The 22491-nt window shown below is 72.4% G+C and carries 20 protein-coding genes and 1 pseudogene; 13 read left to right on the plus strand and 8 right to left on the minus strand.

The window, feature by feature from the left end; translation table 11 throughout:
- The first annotated feature begins 4 nt into the window (after positions 1 to 4).
- From OG379_RS30060 to OG379_RS30080, 5 genes are all read left to right on the plus strand, one after another.
- The gene (locus OG379_RS30060) at positions 5 to 2131 is read left to right on the plus strand and encodes a bifunctional serine/threonine-protein kinase/ABC transporter substrate-binding protein (RefSeq protein WP_405666103.1); all 2127 of its coding nucleotides are present in this window, start codon (positions 5 to 7) and stop codon (positions 2129 to 2131) included.
- A 1-nt stretch (position 2132) separates the two neighbouring features.
- Entirely contained in the window at positions 2133 to 4244 is a 2112-nt protein-coding gene (locus tag OG379_RS30065) for a bifunctional serine/threonine-protein kinase/ABC transporter substrate-binding protein (protein WP_405666104.1), read from the plus strand.
- A gap of 212 nt (positions 4245 to 4456) precedes the next feature.
- Positions 4457 to 5485 carry an L-threonine 3-dehydrogenase gene (gene tdh / locus OG379_RS30070; RefSeq protein ID WP_393764127.1) on the plus strand — a complete coding sequence of 343 codons (1029 nt, stop codon included), beginning with the start codon at positions 4457 to 4459 and terminating at the stop codon, positions 5483 to 5485.
- 42 nt (positions 5486 to 5527) lie between these two features.
- Entirely contained in the window at positions 5528 to 6721 is a 1194-nt protein-coding gene (locus OG379_RS30075; RefSeq protein WP_393764125.1) for a glycine C-acetyltransferase, read from the plus strand.
- Between the two features lie 30 nt (positions 6722 to 6751).
- The gene (locus OG379_RS30080) at positions 6752 to 7657 is read left to right on the plus strand and encodes a LysR family transcriptional regulator (protein ID WP_393764123.1); all 906 of its coding nucleotides are present in this window, start codon (positions 6752 to 6754) and stop codon (positions 7655 to 7657) included.
- Between the two features lie 74 nt (positions 7658 to 7731).
- Here OG379_RS30080 and OG379_RS30085 read toward each other — a convergent pair whose 3' ends face one another.
- Together OG379_RS30085 and OG379_RS30090 are read right to left on the minus strand one after the other, a co-directional pair.
- Positions 7732 to 8406, minus strand: coding sequence for an HAD family hydrolase (locus tag OG379_RS30085; protein ID WP_405666105.1), 675 nt, complete (start codon positions 8404 to 8406; stop codon positions 7732 to 7734).
- A gap of 317 nt (positions 8407 to 8723) precedes the next feature.
- Positions 8724 to 9782, minus strand: coding sequence for a YihY/virulence factor BrkB family protein (locus OG379_RS30090; RefSeq protein ID WP_405666106.1), 1059 nt, complete (start codon positions 9780 to 9782; stop codon positions 8724 to 8726).
- Between the two features lie 113 nt (positions 9783 to 9895).
- Between OG379_RS30090 and OG379_RS30095 the strand changes: the two genes are divergently transcribed.
- Positions 9896 to 10432 (plus strand): LysR substrate-binding domain-containing protein, encoded by a 537-nt coding sequence (locus tag OG379_RS30095; RefSeq protein WP_405666107.1) that lies wholly within the window; start codon positions 9896 to 9898, stop codon positions 10430 to 10432.
- Positions 10433 to 10536: 104 nt separating this feature from the next.
- On the opposite strand, the gene OG379_RS30100 is transcribed toward OG379_RS30095, so the two are convergent.
- Entirely contained in the window at positions 10537 to 10923 is a 387-nt protein-coding gene (locus OG379_RS30100) for a VOC family protein (RefSeq protein ID WP_405666108.1), read from the minus strand.
- A gap of 83 nt (positions 10924 to 11006) precedes the next feature.
- On the opposite strand from OG379_RS30100, the gene OG379_RS30105 reads away from it, so the two are divergent.
- Positions 11007 to 11633 carry a nucleoside/nucleotide kinase family protein gene (locus OG379_RS30105; protein WP_405666109.1) on the plus strand — a complete coding sequence of 209 codons (627 nt, stop codon included), beginning with the start codon at positions 11007 to 11009 and terminating at the stop codon, positions 11631 to 11633.
- A 60-nt stretch (positions 11634 to 11693) separates the two neighbouring features.
- Here the strand turns inward: OG379_RS30105 and OG379_RS30110 are convergent, their stop codons facing one another.
- Positions 11694 to 12065, minus strand: a complete 372-nt coding sequence (locus OG379_RS30110) for a winged helix-turn-helix transcriptional regulator (protein WP_405666110.1) — start codon at positions 12063 to 12065, stop codon at positions 11694 to 11696.
- A 92-nt stretch (positions 12066 to 12157) separates the two neighbouring features.
- Between OG379_RS30110 and OG379_RS30115 the strand changes: the two genes are divergently transcribed.
- Together OG379_RS30115 and OG379_RS30120 are read left to right on the plus strand one after the other, a co-directional pair.
- A complete protein-coding gene (locus OG379_RS30115) occupies positions 12158 to 12997 on the plus strand; it encodes an SDR family oxidoreductase (protein WP_405666111.1) in 840 nt (279 codons plus the stop codon).
- A 154-nt stretch (positions 12998 to 13151) separates the two neighbouring features.
- Positions 13152 to 14282, plus strand: coding sequence for a M24 family metallopeptidase (locus OG379_RS30120; RefSeq protein WP_405666113.1), 1131 nt, complete (start codon positions 13152 to 13154; stop codon positions 14280 to 14282).
- A gap of 61 nt (positions 14283 to 14343) precedes the next feature.
- Here OG379_RS30120 and OG379_RS30125 read toward each other — a convergent pair whose 3' ends face one another.
- Positions 14344 to 14931, minus strand: coding sequence for a TetR/AcrR family transcriptional regulator (locus OG379_RS30125; protein ID WP_405666114.1), 588 nt, complete (start codon positions 14929 to 14931; stop codon positions 14344 to 14346).
- Positions 14932 to 15001: 70 nt separating this feature from the next.
- Here OG379_RS30125 and OG379_RS30130 point away from each other — a divergent pair, with 70 nt between their 5' ends.
- Entirely contained in the window at positions 15002 to 15895 is an 894-nt protein-coding gene (locus tag OG379_RS30130) for an NADP-dependent oxidoreductase (protein WP_405666116.1), read from the plus strand.
- Between the two features lie 147 nt (positions 15896 to 16042).
- Positions 16043 to 16711, plus strand: a complete 669-nt coding sequence (locus OG379_RS30135; RefSeq protein ID WP_405666118.1) for a hypothetical protein — start codon at positions 16043 to 16045, stop codon at positions 16709 to 16711.
- A gap of 25 nt (positions 16712 to 16736) precedes the next feature.
- Here OG379_RS30135 and treZ read toward each other — a convergent pair whose 3' ends face one another.
- Complete coding sequence (gene treZ, locus OG379_RS30140) at positions 16737 to 18497, minus strand: malto-oligosyltrehalose trehalohydrolase (protein WP_405666120.1); 1761 nt, start codon at positions 18495 to 18497, stop codon at positions 16737 to 16739.
- Between the two features lie 283 nt (positions 18498 to 18780).
- On the opposite strand from treZ, the gene OG379_RS30145 reads away from it, so the two are divergent.
- Positions 18781 to 20175: a GH1 family beta-glucosidase gene (locus OG379_RS30145; protein ID WP_405668704.1), complete on the plus strand. Its 1395-nt coding sequence runs from the start codon at positions 18781 to 18783 to the stop codon at positions 20173 to 20175.
- A gap of 17 nt (positions 20176 to 20192) precedes the next feature.
- On the opposite strand, the pseudogene OG379_RS30150 reads toward OG379_RS30145, so the two are convergent.
- Both OG379_RS30150 and OG379_RS30155 read right to left on the minus strand, forming a co-directional pair.
- Positions 20193 to 20591 (minus strand): annotated as a pseudogene (locus tag OG379_RS30150) (GNAT family N-acetyltransferase); the annotation flags it as partial.
- Between the two features lie 201 nt (positions 20592 to 20792).
- Positions 20793 to 21755 carry a GNAT family N-acetyltransferase gene (locus OG379_RS30155; protein WP_405666121.1) on the minus strand — a complete coding sequence of 321 codons (963 nt, stop codon included), beginning with the start codon at positions 21753 to 21755 and terminating at the stop codon, positions 20793 to 20795.
- Between the two features lie 164 nt (positions 21756 to 21919).
- Here OG379_RS30155 and OG379_RS30160 point away from each other — a divergent pair, with 164 nt between their 5' ends.
- Positions 21920 to 22486 (plus strand): FHA domain-containing protein, encoded by a 567-nt coding sequence (locus tag OG379_RS30160; protein ID WP_405666122.1) that lies wholly within the window; start codon positions 21920 to 21922, stop codon positions 22484 to 22486.
- Positions 22487 to 22491: the final 5 nt, after the last annotated feature.

The raw sequence follows: 22491 nt of genomic DNA on the forward strand, positions 1-22491 counted from the left end.
CCCCATGGACGAGCTTCGGCCCACGGACCCGGCGCGCATCGGCGCGCACCGGCTGCTCGGACGCCTCGGCGCGGGCGGCATGGGGGTGGTCTACCTCGGCCGCACGGACGAGGGAGCTGCCGCCGCCATCAAGGTGATCCTCCCGGAGTACGCCGGGGACGACGAGTTCCGGGCCCGGTTCCGCCGCGAGGTCGAGGCCGCCCGTAAGGTGCGCAGCCCCTGGGCCGTCGCGGTCACCGGCGCCGGGACCGAAGAAGAACGCCCCTGGCTGGCCACCGCGTTCGTCCCCGGCCCCTCGCTCTCCGAGGCGGTCACACGCTGCGGCCCGCTGCCCGCCCGCAGCGTGCGTGTGCTCGGACGGCTGCTCTCCCGCGCCCTCACGGCCGTACACACGGCGGGACTCGTGCACCGTGACGTCAAACCCGGCAACGTCCTGCTCGCCGTCGACGGGCCGCGGCTCATCGACTTCGGCATCGCCCGGTCCGGCGACGCCACCGCGCTCACCGCGACCGGCCTCGTCGTCGGCACTCCCGGCTTCCTGTCACCGGAGCAGGCTTCCGGGGGCGGTACGCCCGCCGGGCCCGCGAGCGACGTCTTCTCCCTCGGCTGTCTCCTTGCTTACGCCGCGACAGGCCGGCCGCCCTTCGGCAGCGGAGCCGTGGACGCCCTGCTGTACCGCACGGTGCACGACGAACCCGACCTGGCGGGGATCGGCGACACCGGACTGCGCGCCCTGGTCGCCGACTGCCTGGCCAAGGACCCCGCCGGCCGGCCGACAGCGCGGGAGCTCGACGAGCGCATCGCCGAGGACGCCCCGCACGGCTCGATCGCGTGGCTGCCCGAGGACGTCGTGCAGCTGATCGCGGACCGGTCCGCCGAGATGCTCGCCCTGCCCGACATCGAACCCACGATCGCCGAGGAGCCCGTGCCCGCGGCCCCGGGCAGACGCCGGTTCCTCTCGCTGGCTGCCGCCGGCGCGGTCGTCGTGGCGGGCGGCGGCGCCTTCGCCGCCTGGGAGGCGCTGAGCGACGACGAGGACGGCGCCGCGGCGAAGTCCGGCGAACGGGCCTGGACCATCGGCGTACAGGCCGATCTGTCCGGGGCCCGGAAGGCGGCGGGGAAGGCCCAGGAACGCGGGGTGCGTGTCGCGGTCGAGCGCTTCAACTCCCGCAAGGACAAGCCCTTCACGCTTCAGGTCAAGGCGCTCGACGACCGGGGCGACACCGGGCGGGCCGTGAAGGCGGCCCAGGAGTTCGCCCGCGACCGCGACGTGCTCGCCGTCATCGGTCCGACCGGCGACGCGGAGACCGGCGCCGTCCTGGGCGTCTACGACGAGGCGATGCTGCCGCTGATCACGGTGTCGTCCCTGGCGATCGGCTACGCACCCCGGTCCAGGAAGTCCTTCTTCCAGGCCGCCCCGTCCTATGCCGTCCTGACCGAGCCGATCGTCAACAGGCTGGTGCTCCGGCCCGGCGTCGAACGCCTCGGTGTGCTGCTCGACCGCGCCGGGGGACAGGCCTCCTACACCGGCGGCTACGCGACCGACCTGCTGACTCCTGTCCTCACCACCGGGACCGCCTACCCGAGGGTGATCCCGGCCGGCACGCGGGATCTGGGCCCGGTCGTCGCCGACATGCTGGCGAACAGGAGCGACGCGTTCTTCTACGCCGGTGACGAGGCCGGAGCCGCCCGCACCGCACGCGCGCTCGCGGCGACCCCGTTCGAGGGGCCCCGGATGGCCATGCACACGGCCATGGGACCGGGGTTCATCGAGGACGCGGGCGACGCCGCCACGGGATGGGAGTTCACCGCCCCGTACACCGACGCGACCGCGCCCGCCGCGAAGGAGTTCGCCGCCGCGCACCGCAGGAGCTTCGGCTCGGCGCCCGGCCACTGGGCGGCCGAGGCCTACGATGCGGCAGGCCTCGTCATCGACGCCCTCACAGCCTTCAGGGAACGGCCCGCGCGTGCGGCACTCGTGGCGCGCATCGCCAGGTCGGCGTACAAGGGAGTCTCCCGGACGTACACCTTCGACGAGGACCGGCTCATCGAGAGCAAGGACGCGTATCTGTACCGGGTCGAGAACGGCCGCTACCGCTTCGTCGGCCCGGCGCCGAAGACCGCGAGCTGACGTGCGGCCGCTCACGTCCGAGGACCCCCGGACCGTCGGCGGGCACCGCACGCTGGCCCGGCTCGGGGCGGGCGGCATGGGCGTGGTGTACCTGGCGCGCTCGCCCGGCGGCGGCCTGGCCGCCGTGAAGGTGATCCGCGCCGAACACGCCGCCGACGCGGGATTCCGCGCCCGCTTCCGGCGCGAGGCCGAGGCGGCACGGCGGGTCTCCGGACCGTGGGTGGTCCCCGTGACCGGCGCGGACACCGAGGCCCGCGAGCCCTGGCTGGCCACCGCCTTCGTACCGGGCCCCTCGCTCGCCGAAGCGGTCGGCGCGCAGGGGCCGTTGCCGGCCGGCACCGTGCGGGCGCTCGGTGCCCGGCTGGCGGTGGCCCTCGCGGCGGTGCACGACGCCGGCCTGGTCCACCGCGACGTCAAGCCGGGCAATGTGCTCCTGGCGCTCGACGGACCACGGCTCATCGACTTCGGCATCGCCCGCCACGACGGTGCCACCGCCCTCACCGCGACCGGTGCGGTGATCGGCACGCCCGGCTATCTGGCCCCCGAGCAGGCGTCCGCGGGGGAGTCGGGACCCGCCGGGGACGTCTTCGCGCTCGGCTGCGTCCTCACGTACGCGTCGGCCGGGCACGGCCCCTTCGGCCAGGGGCCGGCAGCGGGCGTACTCTTCCGCACCGTTCACGAGGACCCGGACCTGGACGGCCTGCCGGCCGAGCTGCTGGACACGGTCAGCGCCTTCCTGGCCAAGGATCCGGCGGACCGCCCCACCGCCGCGCAGGCAGCGGAGCTGCTCACTCCCGGGGGAGGGGCGGCGGACCGGTGGTCGGTGCCCGGACTCTCCGCACTGATCGCCGAACGCTCCTCCGCGGCACTCGCCCTGCCCGACCCCGAACCCCTCCCCACCGGGCCGGACCCGGCGCCTCCCGGGAACCCCTCCAGGCGCCGCGTGCTCATGGCCGGAGCCGCCGGGGCGGTCCTGCTGACCGGCGGTGGCACCGCCGCGTGGCTGACGGGCCGGCGCGGAGACCCGTCCGGCGGCCCGCCGAGCGACCGTCCGACGTACACCATCGGCCTGCACGCCGACATGAGCGGACCCGGCAGAGCCGTCGGCCTGGCCCACCAGCGGGGCGCCCAGCTCGCCGTGGCGGCGCACAACGCGCGCGCCGAGGCGGCGTTCAGGCTGGCCCTGCGCACCGAGGACGACACGGGAACCGCCGAAGGCGCCCTACGGGTCGCCGACCGGCTGTCCGAGCGCCCGGAGGTGCTGGCCGTCGTCGGCCCGAGCACCGACAGCACGCCCGAGGCCGTCGTCACCCGGTACGGCAGGAGCGGCCTCGCCGCGGTCGTCGTCGCGGCCCGGTCCTCGGCCGGGGCGGGCACCCAGGGCACCCTGTGCGTGATCCGGCCGCCCGACGGCGTGCTTCCCGCCGGCCTGATCCATTACGTGGTGAACGTCAGACCGGCCGAGCGGATCCATCTCGTCGAGGACGGCGCCGATCCGGCGAGCAGCTGGCTGATCACGAACTCGTTCCGCGACGCCGCTCCCACCGGAGCCACGCTCACCGTGCACCCCGTGAAGTCGGACGGCGGCTTCGGCCCCGCCGCGCGGGCGGCCGTCTCCGCCCGGGCGGACGCGGTCGTCTACGCGGGCGGGTCACCCACCCGGGGCGCCCTCTGCGCCAGGGCCCTGGCCGACGCCGGATTCACCGGGACCCGGCTGTCCACGGGGCCCGTCCTGGCTCCGGCCTTCCTCCGGGACGCCGGGGACGCCGGAGAGGGGTGGGTCTTCTCCGAGGCCTGGACCGACCCCTTGGCGGCCCCAGCCGCCAAGGCGTTCACCGCGGCCCACCGTGCCCGGTTCGACGCCCCGCCCGGCCGCTGGTCCGCCGAGGCGTACGACGCGGTCGGCCTGATCGCCCGCGCCGCCGGGGCGACCAGTGCGACGGACGCGAAGCGGAGCGGAGTGGTCCAGCGGCTGTTCCTGCTGGACCACCAGGGCATCAGCCGGCGCGTGACCTTCCACGGCAGCCGTCAGGTGCGGAGCGAGGCGGGGATCTTCCTGTACCGGATCGAGGGCGGGAAGGCCCGCTGGCTGGGGCTGTACTCGAAGGTGTGAGGCGAGAGGCGTGAAGCGAAGCTGCGGCGGCGCTTAAGAAATCCTCGATGGACCTGCGGTCCGGCGTGCGGCAAGGTCTCTGTGACGGCAGCGAGCGGCGGATGACGCGCTCACCTGCTCCGTCACCCCCAGCCACTCCGGGCCCGCAGGCCGCCTTCGGCATGCCCCTGCCCGGAGTGTTCACCAGGTACTAGGTACAGGGAGCCGCAGCTGTGAAGGCACTCGTGAAGCACAAGGCCGAGCCCGGACTGTGGCTGATGGACGTGCCGGAGCCGGAGACCGGCCCCGGGGACGTGCTCATCAAGGTGCTGCGCACCGGGATCTGCGGCACCGACCTGCACATCCGCGACTACGACGGCTGGGCGCAGCAGGCCGTGCGCACCCCTCTCGTCCTGGGCCACGAGTTCGTCGGCGAGGTCGCCGGGATCGGCTCGGACGTCGTCGACATCAAGATCGGCGACCTGGTCAGCGGCGAGGGCCACCTGGTCTGCGGGAAGTGCCGCAACTGTCTCGCCGGGCGCCGGCACCTGTGCCGCTCCACCCTCGGGCTCGGGGTCGGCCGCGACGGGGCGTTCGCCGAATACCTGGCGCTGCCCGCGTCGAACGTCTGGGTGCACCGGGACAAGGTCGACCTCGATGTCGCCGCGATCTTCGACCCGTTCGGCAACGCCGTGCACACGGCCCTGTCCTTCCCCCTGGTCGGCGAGGACGTGCTGATCACCGGCGCCGGCCCGATCGGCATCATGGCCGCCGCCGTCGCCCGCCACGCGGGCGCCCGCAACGTCGTCATCACCGACGTGAGCGAGGCGCGGCTCGACCTGGCCAGGAAGGTCGGGGTGGACCTCGCCCTGAACGTCGGCGGCGCCACCATCGCCGACGGCCAGCGCACCCTCGGACTGCGTGAGGGCTTCGACATCGGCCTGGAGATGTCCGGACGCCCCGAGGCCATGCGGGACATGATCGCGAACATGACGCACGGCGGCCGGATCGCGATGCTCGGACTGCCGTCCGCCGAGTTCCCCGTCGACTGGTCCCGCGTCGTCACCTCGATGCTCACCATCAAGGGCATCTACGGCCGCGAGATGTACGAGACCTGGTACGCCATGTCCGTACTCCTGGAGGGCGGGCTCGACCTCGCCCCCGTCATCACCGGCCGGTACGGCTACCGCGACTTCGAAGCCGCCTTCGACGACGCCGCGAGCGGTCTCGGCGGCAAGGTCCTGCTCGACTGGGCCGCCTGACACTCCTCGTACGCACCCGTATCCACCTGGGAGACACGCCTGATGTTCGACTCCGTACGCGATGACCTGCGCACCACCCTCGACGAGATCCGCGACGCCGGACTGCAGAAGCCCGAGCGCGTCATCGGCACCCCGCAGTCCGCCACCGTCGCCGTCACCTCCGGAGGCCGCGCCGGTGAGGTCCTCAACTTCTGCGCCAACAACTACCTGGGCCTCGCCGACCACCCCGAGGTCGTCGCCGCAGCCCACGAGGCGCTCGACCGCTGGGGCTACGGGCTCGCGTCCGTCCGCTTCATCTGCGGCACCCAGGAGGTGCACAAGGAGCTGGAGCAGCGGCTCTCGGCCTTCCTCGGCCAGGAGGACACGATCCTCTACTCCTCCTGCTTCGACGCCAACGGCGGAGTCTTCGAGACCCTCCTCGGCCCCGAGGACGCGGTGATCTCCGACGCCCTCAACCACGCCTCGATCATCGACGGCATCCGACTCTCCAAGGCGAAGCGCTACCGCTACGCCAACCGCGACATGGCCGACCTGGAGCAGCAGCTCAAGGAGGCCTCCGGGGCCCGCCGTCGGCTCGTCGTCACCGACGGCGTCTTCTCCATGGACGGGTACGTCGCCCCGCTGGCCGAGATCTGCGACCTCGCCGACCGCTACGACGCCATGGTCATGGTCGACGACTCGCACGCCGTGGGCTTCGTCGGCCCCGGCGGCCGGGGCACCCCCGAGCTGCACGGGGTCATGGACCGCGTCGACATCATCACCGGCACGCTCGGCAAGGCGCTCGGCGGCGCGTCCGGCGGTTACGTCGCGGCGCGCGCCGAGATCGTCGCGCTGCTGCGCCAGCGCTCGCGCCCCTACCTCTTCTCCAACTCGCTCGCCCCGGTCATCGCCGCCGCCTCTCTCAAGGTCATCGACCTGCTGGAGTCCGCGGGCGACCTGCGCGAGCGGCTGAACGCCAACACCGCGCTCTTCCGCTCCCGGATGACCGAGGAGGGCTTCGACATCCTGCCCGGCGACCACGCCATCGCCCCCGTCATGATCGGGGACGCGGCGAAGGCAGGCCGGATGGCGGAGCTGCTCCTCGAGCGCGGTGTGTACGTGATCGGGTTCTCGTACCCGGTCGTCCCGCAGGGGGCCGCGCGCATCCGCGTCCAGCTCTCCGCCGCCCACTCCACCGAGGACGTCAACCGCGCCGTGGACGCGTTCGTCGATGCCCGGGCCGCCCTGGAGGCGTAGAACCGTCTCACGATCTGGGATCATGGGCGCATGATCGATGCACGGCGGCTGCGCATCCTCCGTGCGGTGGCGGACCACCGCACGGTGACGGCCGCGGCCGCCGCGCTGTATCTGACCCCCTCCGCGGTCTCCCAGCAGCTCGCCGCCCTGGAGCAGGAGACCGGCCACCGGCTGGTCGAGCGCGGGGCGCGGGGGGCCCGGCTGACCGTGGCGGGGGAGATCCTGCTGACCCACGCCAACGCGGTCCTCGCCCAGCTGGAGCGGGCGGAGGCGGAGCTCGCCGACTACAGCGCGGGCGTCGCGGGCACGGTCACCGTCGCCGCGTTCGCCACGGGGATCGGGCTCGTCCTCGCCCCCGCGATCGCCGAGCTCACCCGCACGGCCCCGGGCATCCGGGTCCGGGTGCAGGACGCCGAGGGCGACGCCAGCGTGCCGATGGTGCTGGACCGGCAGGTCGATGTGGCGGTCGCCGTCGAGTACCGGGGCGCGCCCGGTGACGACGACCGGCGGCTGACCCGGGTGCCGCTGTACTCCGAGCCCTTCGACGCGGTGCTGCCGGTCGGCCACCGTCTCGCGGGCCAGGACCACATCGCCGTCGCCGATCTCGCCAAGGACGCGTGGATCGGCCCGTACCCCGGCAACCCCTGCCACGACGTGGTGGTCCTGGCCTGTGAGTACGCCGGCTTCGAGCCCCAGTTGGAGCACTCGTCGGACGACTTCCACGCCGTTGTGGCCCTCGCCGGTGCGGGTGCCGGGGTGGCGCTCGTGCCCCGCTCGGCGCTGCGCGGCACGGAGCTCGGCCGGGTCGTCGTACGGCCCGTGGAGGGCGCCGCCCCGACCCGTCGGGTCTTCGCCGCCGTACGGCAGGGGGCCGAGGGGCACCCCCTGATCAAGCCGGTCCTTGAAGCACTGCGCGCGGCGGCCGGGCCGGCCTAGCCGTGCTGTCCCCGGCAGAAGCCGACGAAAGGGCGGGGTCCGGCCGGCGCACCGCCGGCACGGTCTGCGGGGGGTCAGCCGACGCGACCGACCCGGGCGAAGACGCTGCTGTCCAGATGCGCGAGGAGATCGGCCGGGTTCCGGTACACCTCACCGGCCCCGGCCTCCACCAGTTCCTCCCGGGCGATACCGCCCGACAGGAGTGCCACAGCGGTCACGGACGCGCCGGTCGCGGCTTTCATGTCCCAGACCGAGTCACCCACGTACACCGTCTCCCCGCTCGTCCCACCGGCAAGCTCCATCGCATGCCGGACCGGTGCGGGGGACGGCTTCCCCTCGTCCACATCGTCTGCACTCGCTGTATCGGTGATGACGTCGTCGGCGTCCAGCACGCGCCGCAGAGCCTTGAGCTCCGGACCGGACGCAGAGGTGGCAAGAACCACCTTCCACCCCCGGGCCGCCAGGGCCCGCAGCAGGTCGGCCGCTCCGTCCACCGCGACCAGCCGCTCGAAGTACGTCGCGTACAGCGCTGAGTGCGTGCTGCTGATCCACTCGTCCCGTCCGCCGTCCCGGTCAGCCCCGAGGAGATGCTTGATCAGATCAGCGGAGCCCAGGCCGATCGCTCGGTGCACCGCGGTCATGGGTACCGTGTGCCCGGCTTGCCGAAAGGCCTCCCACCAGGCCGTGACGTGGAGGTAGTTGGTGTCCACGAGCGTTCCATCCACATCGAACAGGGCAGCGCGAACCATGACACTCCTTCTTGTGAACCGGGGCCCCGGCTCCGCGAGGTTTCGGCGAAACCGCCGGGGCTTCCTCCGGACTCTTCCCGCGATCAACGGGTGCAGTCCGTGTTGTGTCGCGGTGGCCGGCGCCCAGATGGTCAACAGGGTCCGCCCCACGTTCCACATCCTCGGCGCGGCCCTCGGCGGATGTGCGCTCATCGCCGATCTTCTGAATCGTGAGGCCCGGCAGAGGAACGTGCAACACCATTAGCGGTCGAGGCGGTCGAGCCCAACCGGCGTGAACCGACGGCGGAGACCCGCAGGAAGTCTCCGGCACGGTCCGGTCAGTGCGAGCGAGGCTCGGAGGGACCGGTGTCCCCCATGCCTCTGCGATCCTGGTCCGTCCACTTGCTGGTGTCCCGGGGCGTGACATAGGGCTCCTCCAGTTGTGGATGGCCACCGATCACGGCCCGCTCACGCGCCGACTCCGCATCGAACTCGAGACCGAGCAGAACCGCCAGGTTCGTGATCCACAGCCAGACGAGAAAGATGATCACGCCGGCCAAGGCACCGTAAGTCTTGTTGTACGAACCGAAATTCGCGATGTAGAAGGCGAAGGCCGCCGACGCCACCATCCAGATCAACAGCGCCAGCAGGCTGCCCAGCGACACGAACTTGAAGCCTCGCCCTTTGGCGTTCGGCGCTGCCCAGTAGAGCATCGCCAGCAGCATGGTCACCAGCACCACCAGGACGGGCCATTTCGCGATCGACCAAACGGTCATGGCCGTGTCACCGATACCCAGTGCGGTACCGAGCCGTCGCGCGAGGTCGCCCGAAAGAACGACGATCAGCGCACTCGCGCAGGCCAACACCATCAGCGCCAAGGTCAACCCGACCCGGACCGGGAGCACCTTCCAGGCCGGCCGCCCCTCGGGCACGTCGTACACGGCGTTGGAGGTCCGGATGAACGCCGCCACGTAGCCGGACGCGGACCACAGCGCGGCCAACAGCCCCACGATCGCCATGACCAACCCGGTCCCGCTGCTGGACTGCAACTGGGTCACCGCGTTCCTGAGGACGTCGCGCGCCGCCCCGGGAGCAAGCTTCTGAATGTTGTCCAGCACGGTCCGGGTGTTCGACTCACCCGCGATGCCGAGCAGGGAGACAAGAACCAGCAGAGCCGGGAACAGCGCCAGGATTCCGTAATACGTCAGTGCCGCCGCCCGATCGGTGAGCTCATCCCGCTTGAACTCCTTGAGCGTGCGTAGCAGCACCGCTCCCCACGACGCCTTACCGACCTTCGTGGGCGTGTCCGGCGCATCACGCTCCACTTCCGGGACCGGGCCGGCACCCCCACCCCCGCGCGGCCCTGTGCTGTCCCCGCTGTTCTCTTCGTTCGGCATGTGGATCAGACAATCCCAGGCGCGCCCGCCGCGCGACCGCACAGCGGGCCCACGCCTCCAGGCGGACCAGCTGCCCCGCCCGGATGCCGGAAGGGCGCTAGTCCGGTTGCCGAATGTGCTCCCGCGTGCAGCTGGCTCCGCGCTCGGCCTTCCCTGACTGCGGATGGAGGGAGCTGGTCTGGGGGAGGTCGCGGGCAGCCGGTGGCCACGTCCCGGGCCGGGAACCGGACCTCGGCGTTGGCCCCGTGGTCTACACCGCGCCCGTCGTGCTGTGCGTGCCCTCCACCCACCGGCTGGCCACCCGTACCTCCGTCTCCTGCGAGGATCTCGCCGACGAAGTCGTCCTGACCGGCGCCTCCCCGGACTACTGGCGCGAGGTGCTGGTCCCCACCCGCACCCCCAGCGGACGGCCGATCGCCAAGGGGCCTGCCGCGGCCGACGGCATGCAGCTGCTCGCCATGGTCGCCAGCGGGGAAGCGGTCTGCCCTGGGCACGCGCTGCGTTACTACGCCTGGCCGGACATCGCCTGCATACCCGTCAACGAAGCCCCATTCGGCCGCTGGGCACTGTGCCGGCGCACCAGCAGTGAGACCGACTCGATCCGCGATCTGGCCGAAGTCGCCGAGAAAAGCGGCCCGTTGTCCCTTTGAGCGCCCCGCGGGGCTGCCCGCTTCCACGGCGACACTTCCGAGGACGAGCGGGCAGCGGCACCGGCAGCCTTGCTGCGGTCGCCCGCAGGACACCGGCCGCCGCCTCACGCCGGCTGCAGCAGGTCCCACCGGTTGCCGTAGAGGTCCTCGAACACCGCGACGGAGCCGTACGTCTCGTGCCTCGGCTCCTCCAGGAAGCGGACCCCGGCGGCTCGCATCCGCTCGTGATCACGTGCGAAGTCCTCCGTGTGCAGGAAGAAACCGACCCGGCCGCCCGTCTGCGCCCCGACGCTCGCGAGCTGGGCCTCGTCCTTGGCGCGCGCGAGCAGCAGCCCCGTGCCCGTGGTGCCACGCGGCCGCACGACGACCCAGCGGGAGCCGTCGCCCCGGTCCGTGTCCTCCACCGGCTCGAATCCGAGGGCGCCGGTGTAGAAGGCGAGGGCCTCGTCGTAGTCGCGGACGACCAGCGTGACCAGGGCGATGTAAGACATGGGGACCTCGTCCTCGACGTACGGCTGTATGAGTTATACGTAACACTAACGCGCCCCCGTCCCGTGCGGGGACAATGCCCGCCATGGACACGATCGACCTCGCCGCACTGGCGGACCGCGCCCGGGGCCTCGCCTCCGGGGGCCACCGCCGCATCCTCGGCATCGCGGGTGCGCCCGGAGCCGGGAAGTCCACGCTGGCCGCCCGGATCGTCGAACGGCTCGAAGGCCGTGCGGTCCTCGTTCCGATGGACGGCTTCCACCTGGCGGGGGCGGAGCTGGAACGTCTCGGCCGGGCCGACCGCAAGGGCGCCCCCGACACCTTCGACGCCGCCGGATACGCCGCCCTGCTCCGGCGGCTGCGCGGCCCCGAGGGCCGGGACCCGGTGTACGCGCCCGCCTTCGACCGGGCGCTGGAGGAGCCGGTCGCCGGGTCCGTGCGCGTCCCGGTGGACATCCCGCTCGTCGTGACCGAGGGCAACTACCTGCTGCTGGACGAAGGGCCCTGGGCGCCGGTGCGCGGGCTGCTGGACGAGGTGTGGTTCCTCGACGCCGATCCGGAGCTGCGGGTGCGCAGGCTCGTGGACCGGCACGTGCGCTTCGGGAAGCCGCGCGCCCACGCCGAGCGCTGGGTCGCCGGCTCCGACGAGCGCAACGCCCGGCTGGTCGAGCGCCACCGCGACCGGGCCGACCTCGTCGTGCGGGTTCGCTGAGCGGGGCGCGGCACGGTGGTGGTGCCGCCCCGGCCCCGCGCGGCCATGGTTCGCTGCACGCTATCCGGCGTCGCGCGGCGGCAGCCGCCGGGTGATCCGGTCGAACAGCTCCGTCAGCGGCTCGCCGACATCCCGGCCGAACTCGGTCAGACCGTAGGTGACCTGGGGCGGCGTCGTCGGCTCGACCTCCCGCCAGACCAGGCCGTCCTGGACCAGTGCGCGCAGGGTCTGGGCGAGCATCTTCTCGCTGACGCCCTGGATGCTCTCGCGCAGCTCGTAGAACCGGAGGCTGTTGCTCCGCAGAGAGATCAGCACCCAGACGCCCCACCTGCTGGTCACATGGTCGACGACGTCGCGCGCCGCGCAGTCCGTGTGAAACACGTCATACCGCTCGGTCGTCCCGGCCTGTCTGCGCTGCACACCTTCCACCATGTCATGAACTTACCTTGAGGTACGTCCTTACCAAAAGTTAGTCCGCGCTCCTAGCGTCAAGCCCACAGAAGGCATCTGACAAGGAGCTGACCATGATCGTAGTGACCGGGGCCACCGGAAACATCGGCCGTCCGTTGACGCAGGCACTGGCCGAGGCGGGCCGGCAGGTGACGGCGGTGTCGCGGCACACGGCAGCGGTGCCGCACGGCGTCCGCCACGTGGTGGCCGACCTGGCCGAGCCGGCCGGCCTCAAGCCCACCCTGGCCGGGGCGGAAGAACTGTTCCTGCTGCTGTCCGGAGACCTGCACGCCACCGGAGCCAACCCTGCCGACATCATCGGCGAAGCCGCGGCCGCCGGGGTCCGCCGGGTCGTCCTGCTGTCCACCCTGGGTGTGGTGACCAGGCCCTCGGGCCGAACGCGGATCGCGATGCGCGCACTGGAGGACATGCTGCGGGAATCCGGCCTGGAGTGGGTCATCCTGCGGCCGGGCGGCTTCGCCTCCAACGCCCTGTGGTGGGCCGACTCCGTCCGCACGCAACAGGTCGTCGCCGCACCCTTCGGTGACGTCGGGGTGCCGATCATCGACCCGGCGGACATCGCCGCGGTCGCGGCGGCCTGCCTGCTGGACGACCGGCACACCGGCGGCGTGTACGAGCTGACCGGCCCGGAGGTGATCACTCCGCGCCGGCAGACGGAGGCGATCGCCACCGCGCTGGGCTCACACGTGCGGTTTCACGAGCTCACCCGCGACGAGGCCAGGACCGCCATGACCCGGAGCATGCCGGCGGAGCTCGCCGACGACACTCTGGACATCCTCGGCTCCCCGAACCCGGCCGAGCTGCGCGTCAGTCCGGACGTCCAGCGGATCCTCGGCCGCGCTCCGCGTCCCTTCGCCGACTGGGCCGCCCGTAACGTCGCCGCGTTCCGCTGAGGCATGCGCATCCGCACGGACCGTCCGAGCTGCGCCTGAACCGCCGGAGTACGGCTTCGTGGAGGCGGGCGCGGCACACCCGGAATCCTGCTCGCGTCCGCACCGGCGGCCGGGCAGGATGCTGTGTGCCGCGTCGCCCCGCCAGGAGGTCCTCATGTCCAGCACCGAGCAGCCCGTGCCCTTCACCGCCGACGACTACCGGGCCCGGATGACCCGCGCCGCCGAGACGGCCGACGCGGCGGGCCTGGCCGGCGTGCTCGTCGCGCCCGGCCCCGACATGGTCCACCTCACCGGCTACCGGCCGACCGCGGACACCGAGCGCCTCACCCTGCTCGTCCTGCGGGCGGGCCACGAACCCGTCCTCGTCGTACCGGCCCTGGAGGCGGCCGACGCGGAACGTGCGCCGGGTTCCCCCGCCCTCGCCCTGAGGGAGTGGACCGACGCGGCGAACCCCTACACCCTGACCGCCGGACTGCTGCACGCCAAGGGCCGGTTCGGGATCAGCGACAACGCCTGGGCGCTCCATCTGCTGGCCCTGCGCAAGCTCCTCCCCGACTCCTCCTACGCCTCGCTCACCGAGGCCCTGCCGATGCTGCGGGCGGTCAAGGACGCGGCAGAGCTGGAACGGCTCGCCGCCGCGGGGGCCGCCGCCGACGCGACGTACGAGCAGATCCTGAAGGTCCGCTTCTCCGGCCGGCGGGAGAGCGACGTGGCCGCCGATCTGGCCGCCCTTCTCATGGAACACGGCCACTCCCAGGTCGACTTCACCGTGGTCGGCTCCGGCCCGAACGGCGCCAACCCGCACCACGAGGCGGGCGACCGCACCATCGAGGGGGGCGACATGGTCGTCCTGGACTTCGGCGGACTGATGCACGGCTACGGCTCCGACACCTCCCGCACGGTCCATGTCGGCGAACCCACCGCCGAGGAACAGCGGGTCCACGACGTCGTACGGGAGGCGCAGGAGGCCGGCTGCCGTGCGGTCCGGCCCGGGGTCGCCTGCCAGGAGATCGACCGGGCGGCCCGTGCCGTCATCACGGAGTTCGGCTACGGCGAACGCTTCATCCACCGCACCGGCCACGGCATCGGCGTCACCACCCATGAACCGCCCTACATGATCGAGGGCGAGGAACAGCCGCTGGTCCCCGGGATGTGCTTCTCCGTCGAGCCGGGCATCTACCTCCCGGGCCGCTTCGGCGTCCGCATCGAGGACATCGTCACGGTCACGGAGAGCGGGGGCAGGCGGCTGAACACCACCGCGCGCGAGCTGGCGGTCGTTGAGTAGCGGTCCCTGTTGCCGGGGCCGGGCCCGCGGCCCCGGCCCGGTCCGGGCGGAACGCCCTCGCTCACGCGGGCCGAGCGGGGCGCGTGACCTCCCAGGCCGCCTCGATCATCCGGAAGATCTCGTCCACCGCTCCATCCGGATCGGCCGCCTCACGGGCCAGCGCATGGGCGTCGACCACGAACCGCGCGATCGCCCGGCTCTCCGTCGTGCTCCGCGACAACCCGGGATCGGCGGCGATGGCCGTCGCCAGCGTCTCCGCGTGGCGCAGCCTCATCGACTCCTCGTACTTCCGCAGGGCGGGCGATCCGTCGATCATGCGCCAGATCGGCGCGCTGTTGCGCGCCGTGCAGTGCCGCACCATGGCCTGGATCTCGCGCCGCAGCGCGGGGATGAGCGGCTCGTGCGGAGCCCGGCCGGTGACCGCCCGCGTGAGGCGTTGCTCGAAGTCCTCGTCCTGCTCGAAGACCAGGGCCTCTTTCGAGGCGAAGTGGGAGAAGAGCGTGGTGACGGCCACGTCGGCCTCGGCGGCCACGTCACGGATGCCCACCGCGTCGTAACCGCGTTCCAGGAAGAGCCGCAGGGCGGCGTCGGCGATCTTCTGGCGGGTCGCGGCTTTCTTGCGCTCACGGCGTCCGGGCGGGGCGGTCATGCCCGCACGCTATCAGCTAGGAAACCGTAACCGTTTCAAAACACTAACCGTTAGTGCTACGGTCCACCGCATGAAGAAAGTGAGCTTCGCCGAGTTCGGCGGCCCGGACGTCCTGCGCCTCATCGATGCCGAGGAGCCCCATGCGGGACCCGGCCGGATACGCGTCGCCGTGCGGGCGGCGGGTGTCAATCCCGTCGACTGGCGGGTCCGTGAGGGCCAGATGCTGAAGGCCCATCCGATCGAACTGCCCACCGGGGTCGGGCTGGACGCCGCCGGGGTGGTGGACGAGGTCGGTGAAGGCGTCGAAGGGGTCGAGACCGGCGACCACGTGTTCGGCGAAGGCTCCAGCACCTACGCCGAGTTCGCCGTCCTGACGGCCTGGGCCCGTATGCCCGAGGGGCTGACGTTCGAGGAAGCCGCCGGGTACCCCTCCGTGGTCGAGACCGCGCTGCGCATCATCCGCGAGGTCGGCGTGCGGCCCGGAGAGACGCTGCTGGTCAGTGGTGCGTCCGGGGGAGTCGGGTCGGCGGTGCTGCAGATCGCCCGCGACCGCGGTATCGCGGTGATCGGCACCGCCGGGGCCGCCAACCAGGACTATCTGCGGAGCCTGGGCGCCCTCGCCACGACATACGGTGACGGCTGGGCCGAGCGGGTGCGGCGGCTCGGCCGTGTCGACGCGGCACTCGATCTGGCCGGCTCGGGCGTGATCCGCGAGCTCGTCGGGCTGACCGGGGACCCGCGGAAGGTGATCTCCATCGCCGACCTCGAGGCGCCGGGACTCGGTGTCCGGTTCTCCGGCGTGGCCGGGAGCGTGCCGGACGCGCTCGCCGAGGCCGCCCGCCTCATCTCGCTGGGGAAGCTCCACATCCCGGTCGAGAGGTCCTACACGCTCGCCGAGGCCGCGGCGGCGCACATCGACAGCCAGGCCGGTCACTCGCGCGGGCGCCGGGTCGTGGTCGTCTGAGCCGTCCTGCCCGGTCGCACGGCGTCGTGAGAGTGAAGCCCCTTGCACGACATGCGAGTTGCCCGTCACCGGAGGCGCAAGCACCCTTACGGTCGTAGGATCCGTACGGTCCTCGAACCGGCGAGGACCGTACGAGGGGGGCGCCGGATGACCGGCATGCTGACGATGAGTCACCCGAGGCGACCGCAGGGCGTCGCTCCCGAGCCGGTCGCCCGCAGGATCGACCTCTTCGTCAAGCCGGGGCCGTCCTGGACCGTGGGCCACGTGGAACGGGAGCTGCCGCCGGGCGGCGTGCCCGCCTATCTCGCGGCCCGGGGCAGCGGCGCGCGCTCGTTCGTCCTGTGGACGGACGAGTACCGCGGGGCACGGGCCGCCACCGTGGTGACGGTCTCCTGCCAGAAGGGGGTCTCGGTCCATCAGGTACTCGGCGCGCAGGGCGAACTCCTGTGCACCGTCGTACGTGAGAAGGCGTTCAGGAGGGGGCTGCGCACCCGGTGGACGGTGAGCCGGCCCGGTGCCCCCGACGCGGTGGGACACAAGGGCCGGATCGTCTGGTGGTGCGTGTGGTGGCTGTTCTCGCCCCTGCTGCCGTTCCTCCTCCTGGCGGCCGTGTTCGGCGGAGGCGGCGACCTTCCCCGCGGACCGGGCCGCATCATCTGGCGCGAGGGCGGCCGGGTGCCCCTGGAATTCAAGGCGCACGGAAACCAGCTGCATCTGCAGGAGGCGTTCCTGGACCCGCGGTCGGGCGCCGCGCTGCTCGCCCTGGTCCGTTCCTTCGACGGCATGCTGCACGCGTGGGACCGGGGAAACATCTGACGGCCGCCCCCGGAGGGGTGCGGCCTCAGCCGTCGGCCAGCACCACGCACGACTCCGGCGGCAGGTGCAGCACTCCGTCGCCGCCCGGGGCCTCGGCCGGCTCCCAGGCGGCCAGCACCCTGCCCCCGGGCGCACGGTGGCGGCCGGCCCCCAGCGGGATGGCGGCGGGCTTCCCGGACAGGTTGACCGCGATCCGCAGATCGCCCCGCCGGTAGGCGATCCAGCGGGCCTCCTCGTCGTACGCCGTCCGCAGCGACGCCAGATCCGGATCGGAGAGGTCCGGCAGGGCGCGGCGCAGCGCGATCAGCTCGCGGTACCAGGCGAGCAGCCGGGCGTGGGGCTCGCGCTCCGGTTCGCTCCAGTCGAGGCAGGAGCGGGCCCGGGTGTCCGGGTCCTGCGGATCGGGGATGTCCTCCTCGGCCCAGCCGTGGGCCGCGAACTCCCGCCGCCTGCCGTCGCGTACGGCGCGGGCCAGCTCCGGGTCGGTGTGGTCGGTGAAGAACTGCCACGGGGTGCGGGCACCCCACTCCTCGCCCATGAAGAGCATCGGGGTGAACGGCCCGGTGAGCACGAGCGCCGCGGCGCACGCCTGGAGCCCGGGGGAGAGCCCGGCGGCGAGCCGGTCACCGAGGGCACGGTTGCCGATCTGGTCATGGGTCTGGGCGTAGCCCACGAAGCGGTGGGCAGGCGTCCGCGTGATGTCGACCGGGCGGCCGTGCGTGCGGCCCCGGAAACTGGAGTACGTACCGTTGTGGAAGAACGCCCTGGTCACGGTCTTGGCGAGGGCCGCCAGCGGGGTGACCGCGAAGTCGGCGTAGTAGCCCTGGGACTCGCCGGTGAGCGCGGTGTGCAGGGCGTGGTGGAAGTCGTCGTTCCACTGGGCGTGCAGCCCGATGCCGCCCTCCGTGCGCGGAGCGGTCGTCCGCGGGTCGCAGAGATCGGACTCCGCGATCAGCCCGAGCGGTCTGCCGAGCTCCGAGGCGAGGGCGTCGACGGCCGTGGAGAGCTCCTCCAGGAAGGTGAGCGCCCTCCCGTCGGCCAGCGCGTGGACGGCGTCCAGGCGCAGGCCGTCCAGGCGGTAGTCCCGCAGCCAGGCGAGCGCACTGCCCAGCAGATAGGCGCGCACCTCGTCCGAGCCGGGGGCGTCGAGATTGACGGCCGAACCCCAGGGGGTGTGGTGCGTGTCCGTGAAGTACGGACCGAAGGCCGGCAGGTAGTTGCCCGAGGGGCCCAGGTGGTTGTGGACCACGTCCAGGACGACCGCGAGGCCCAGACCGTGCGCCGTGTCGACGAAGCGCTTCAGCCCTGCCGGGCCGCCGTAGGGTTCGTGCACCGCCCAGAGGGACACCCCTTCGTACCCCCACCCGTGCGTGCCGGGGAACGGACAGACGGGCATCAGCTCCACATGGGTGATGCCGAGGTCCACGAGGCTCCCGAGCCGCTCCGCCGCGGCGTCGAAGGTGCCCGCCTCGGTGAACGTGCCGATGTGCAGCTCGTAGAGGACGGCGCCCGGCATCCCGCGCCCCGCCCAGACGGTGCGCCAGGCGTGGGCGCCGTGGTCGACGACCGCGCTCTCGCCGTCGGGCCCGTCCGGCTGGCGGCGGGAGCGCGGATCGGGCAGCACGGGGCCGTCGTCGAGCGAGAACCCGTAACGGTCCCCGTCCGCCGCCTCGGCCTCCGCGGTCCACCAGCCCGCACGCAGCGGATCCCGCTCCATCGGCCGGCGGCCGCCCGCCACGCACAGCGCGGCGGAACCGGCCTCGGGGGCCCACACCTCGAACTGCATTCAGCACTCCTCGTCCATGAACCTGATGCCTCGTCGGAGGCCCCACGATCGACGGAATTCGCACGCACGGCCCCAGGACACTGGAACGAGCCCGTAACTGGCGATTAGGGTCTGGTCCTGATCATTGCCCTACCGGGTTCTGCTCATTCGCGGCTGGCCCGGGCAGTAGTACCAGGATCTCTCGTTCGGATCAGGCTGGATCAGGGTGTGGTGCCGGGCACGCGAGCCCGGCATGATCCGAACGAAAGGCTCCGGGTCCCTCTTACGGCTGCTGGAGGCCGAGATGACCGTGCCGACCTTCCCACCCGGCTTCCTCTGGGGTGCCTCCGCCTCAGCCTTCCAGACGGAAGGGGCCTTCGACGCCGACGGCAAGGGGCCCTCCGGCTGGGACGCCTTCGCCGCCCAGCCCGGCCGGATCAAGGACGGCACCGACACCACCCGGGGCACCGGCTTCCACGAGCACTACCGCGAGGACGTCGCCCTGCTCGCCGGACTCGGGGCGGACGTCTTCCGCTTCTCCATCAGCTGGCCCCGTGTCGTACCCGGCGGCAGCGGCGCGCTCAACCCGGCCGGGCTGGACTTCTACGACCGGCTCGTCGACGAACTCTGCGCCCACGGCATCACCCCGGCCCCGACGCTCTACCACTGGGACACGCCGCTCCCGCTGGAGGAGGCGGGCGGCTGGCTCAACCGGGACACCGCCTACCGCTTCGCCGAGTACGCGGGCATCGTCGCCGAACGTCTGGCCGACCGGGTCCCCATGTGGATCACCATCAACGAACCGGCCGAGGTCACCATGCTCGGCTACGCGCTCGGCGAGCACGCCCCCGGCCGCACGCTCCTCTTCGACGCCCTGCCGGCCGCCCACCACCAACTGCTCGCGCACGGACTGGCCGTACGGGCGCTGCGCGCCGCCGGCGCCGGCAACATCGGCATCGCGCTCTCCCACTCACCCGTCTGGACGGCGGGGGATTCGGACGAGGACCGCATGGGCGCGGAGCTCTACGACACCCTGACCAACTGGCTGTTCGCCGACCCGGTCCTCACCGGCCGCTACCCCGACGAGGGTTTCGCCGCGCTGATGCCGGGGCCGGTCGAGGACGACCTCAAGGTCATCTCGGCGCCCCTCGACTGGTACGGCGTCAACTACTACAACCCGACGCTCGTCGGCGCCCCACGCCCCGGAGCGCTCGGCTCGTTCTCCGGCTACACCATGCCCGAGGGACTCCCCTTCGGCATCAGGGAGATCGAGGGCTACGACACCACCGACTTCGGCTGGCCGGTCGTCCCCGAAGGGCTCTCCGAGACCCTCGGTCAGCTGAGGGACCGCTTCGGCGACCGGCTGCCGCCCGTCTACATCACGGAGAACGGCTGCGCCGTCGACGAGCCCGTCGCCGACGGCCGCCGCATCGCCTTCCTGGAAGGTCACCTGGAGGCGCTGCGTACGGCCATCGACGCGGGCGTCGACGTGCGCGGCTACTTCACCTGGTCGCTCACCGACAACGTCGAATGGACCGAGGGCGCCAGCAAGCGGTTCGGCCTGGTCCACATCGACTACGAGACGCTGCGCCGCACGCCCAAGGAGTCGTACGCCTGGTACCGCGACGTGATCAGCGCCCAGCGCACCGGGGGCTCGCAGGGGACGGCGCTCACACCAGGTGGACACGCTCCTGCGTGATGCGGTGACCGGCCCGCGCGAATGCCGGCAGCCTCGGCCGCCGCGATCCGCGCCGACGCCGCCGCCCGGACCGCGGGCACGTCCCGCCAGCGGGGCGGCACGATCAGCTCGTACTCGACGGACCACGGGGCACGGCGCAGCAGTTCGGTGCCCGCGGCGTCCTCGCCCTCGGCGAAGTCGAAGTAGTTGAGCAGCACGGGCTCGGTGTCCTCGGGCCCGCCCCACCAGGCCGCCCTGGCGACGACGACACCGTCGCGCAGGGCCACCCAGGTCCACTCGGGCAGGTACTCGCCGCCCTCGTCCACGGTGGCGTAGCGGTGGCCGAACGCGGCACGGCCGACGAGGGAGGGGCCCTGCAGGGCATGGAAGAGATGTGCGTCGCTCGGGGTGAGCGAACGGATGACCGGAACGGTCATGGTGATGTCCTCCGGGACTCGGCGCCCCCGGTCAGACCGAGTCCGACACCGCCCTGCGGACGGGACGGGAGCGCGTGAACGTGGTGCTACGGGTGGTGCCTGTGTCACGCACGTGTCTCGCCTCCTTCCTCGTCCGGGGCAGGCGCCCCAGCGGGTGCCGGGCGCCGACGTTACGGCCTCCGGCACCCCACGTCCACCGGTTTACGGCTGGTCCCACACCATGTCGAAGGCCCGCTCGAAGTTGACGTACCCCAGGCGCTCGAAGGACCTCGCCATCGGGACGTTGCCGAGGTCGGTCGCCGCCCTGATCCGTTCCACGTCCTCCTGCGCGGCGAGCACCCGGGTCCCCTCGGCCAGGATGTCGTCGATGTAGCCGTGGCCCCGGTGTGCCGGCAGCACCCCGATGTAGCTGATCATCGGGTGGTAGTTGTTGCGCGCCGGAATGACGAAGCCCACCGGCTCGCCGTCCGGCAACTCCGCGATGCGCCACCACTCCTGAGGCGTCCTGAGACCGGCGAACTCCTCGTCGTACTGCTTCTCCGCCGCCTCGCGGGCACTCAGGCCGGAGGCCAGGTCCGCCTGGCCGTGGGCGTCCAGGGTGCCTTCCATCACCGGGGTCATCAGCGCGACGAGGTCCTCGCGTCCGGTGACCTCGCGGAACACCAGCCGGCCGGTGTCCTCGGGCACCGGTGTGCCCGCCCGCCACTCCAGACGCAGCCGCTCGACCAGCATCCGGGCGCCGCTCGCCTCCATGACCCGTATCCGCGCCTCGACGACATCGCGGGCGGCGGGGTCCTCGCGCCAGTCCGGCGGGACGTAGCGACCGTACTCGGGCCGGGCGGACCCGGCGGGAACGACCGCCGCGGTCGCCTTCTCGACCAGTTCGAGCCCGACCGTCCCGCGCTCCGGCTCCGGCAGGGTGTCGTCCAGGTCGAAGAAGTCCAGGAGCTGAGGGCTGCCGCCGTCCTGGCCCGTCCACCAGGCGATCCGCCCCACAACTTGGCCGCCGCGCAGGGCCACCCACATCCACTCGGGGCGGCGACGGCCCGAGGCGAGGTCGTCGGCGAGCTCATGGTCGAGCACGTAGGGAAGCCGGAGGAAGAGACCGAGTTCGTCCGCTCCGGTGAGCGGACGGATGGTCAGTTCCGATGGTGCAGGGGTCACAGAGTCTCCTCGACGCGAGTGCCGCCCACGACGGCGGCAGCGCGCGAGAATAACAAGCCCCGGGCCCCCGGCGAGCGGCATTTACCCACTGCGGCGCAGGTCGGAGTGGCCGGAAACGGGCATCGTCTGGACACCTCGGGCCTGTCGGCCCGACAATCGGTGCTGTGACGTCCTCCTTCGAGCACTACACGTATCCCGCGCGGCTCTCGGACGCCGAGCGCGACCGTGTACTCGGTGTGCTCAGAGACGGCGCCGCACAGGGCAAGCTCTCCCACGACACGTTCCTGCGACGCATGGAACTCGCCCTGACCGCCCGGCGCTCCGAGGAGCTGAAAGCGCTCACCTCGGACCTGGAGGCGGGCGGGCGCTGGTCCCGCGGCCTGTTCCGCGCGGTGGGCGAGGTCTCCGCCTTTCCGGCCCGGGTGCGCAGGGCGTGGCAGTCCGAGCGGCTGCCCAGACTCCTGCTGCCCGTGCCCGGACCGCACCCGCTGCGCATCGGCCGCGACCCGGGCAACGGACTGCGGCTCAGCCACGAGACGGTGTCGCGGCTGCACGCCGAACTGACCGCGCACGGCAGCCGGTGGATCCTGCGCGACCTGGGCTCGACGAACGGCACCTGCGTCAACGGCCAGCGGGTCGTCGGCTCGGTCGTGGTGCGCGACGGCGACCAGGTGAGCTTCGGCCGGATGACCTTCCGGCTCTGCGCGTCGCTGCCCGTGCCCCCTCCCTGAGCGAG

The organism is Streptomyces sp. NBC_01166, assembly GCF_045039765.1.
Classification (GTDB): domain Bacteria; phylum Actinomycetota; class Actinomycetes; order Streptomycetales; family Streptomycetaceae; genus Streptomyces.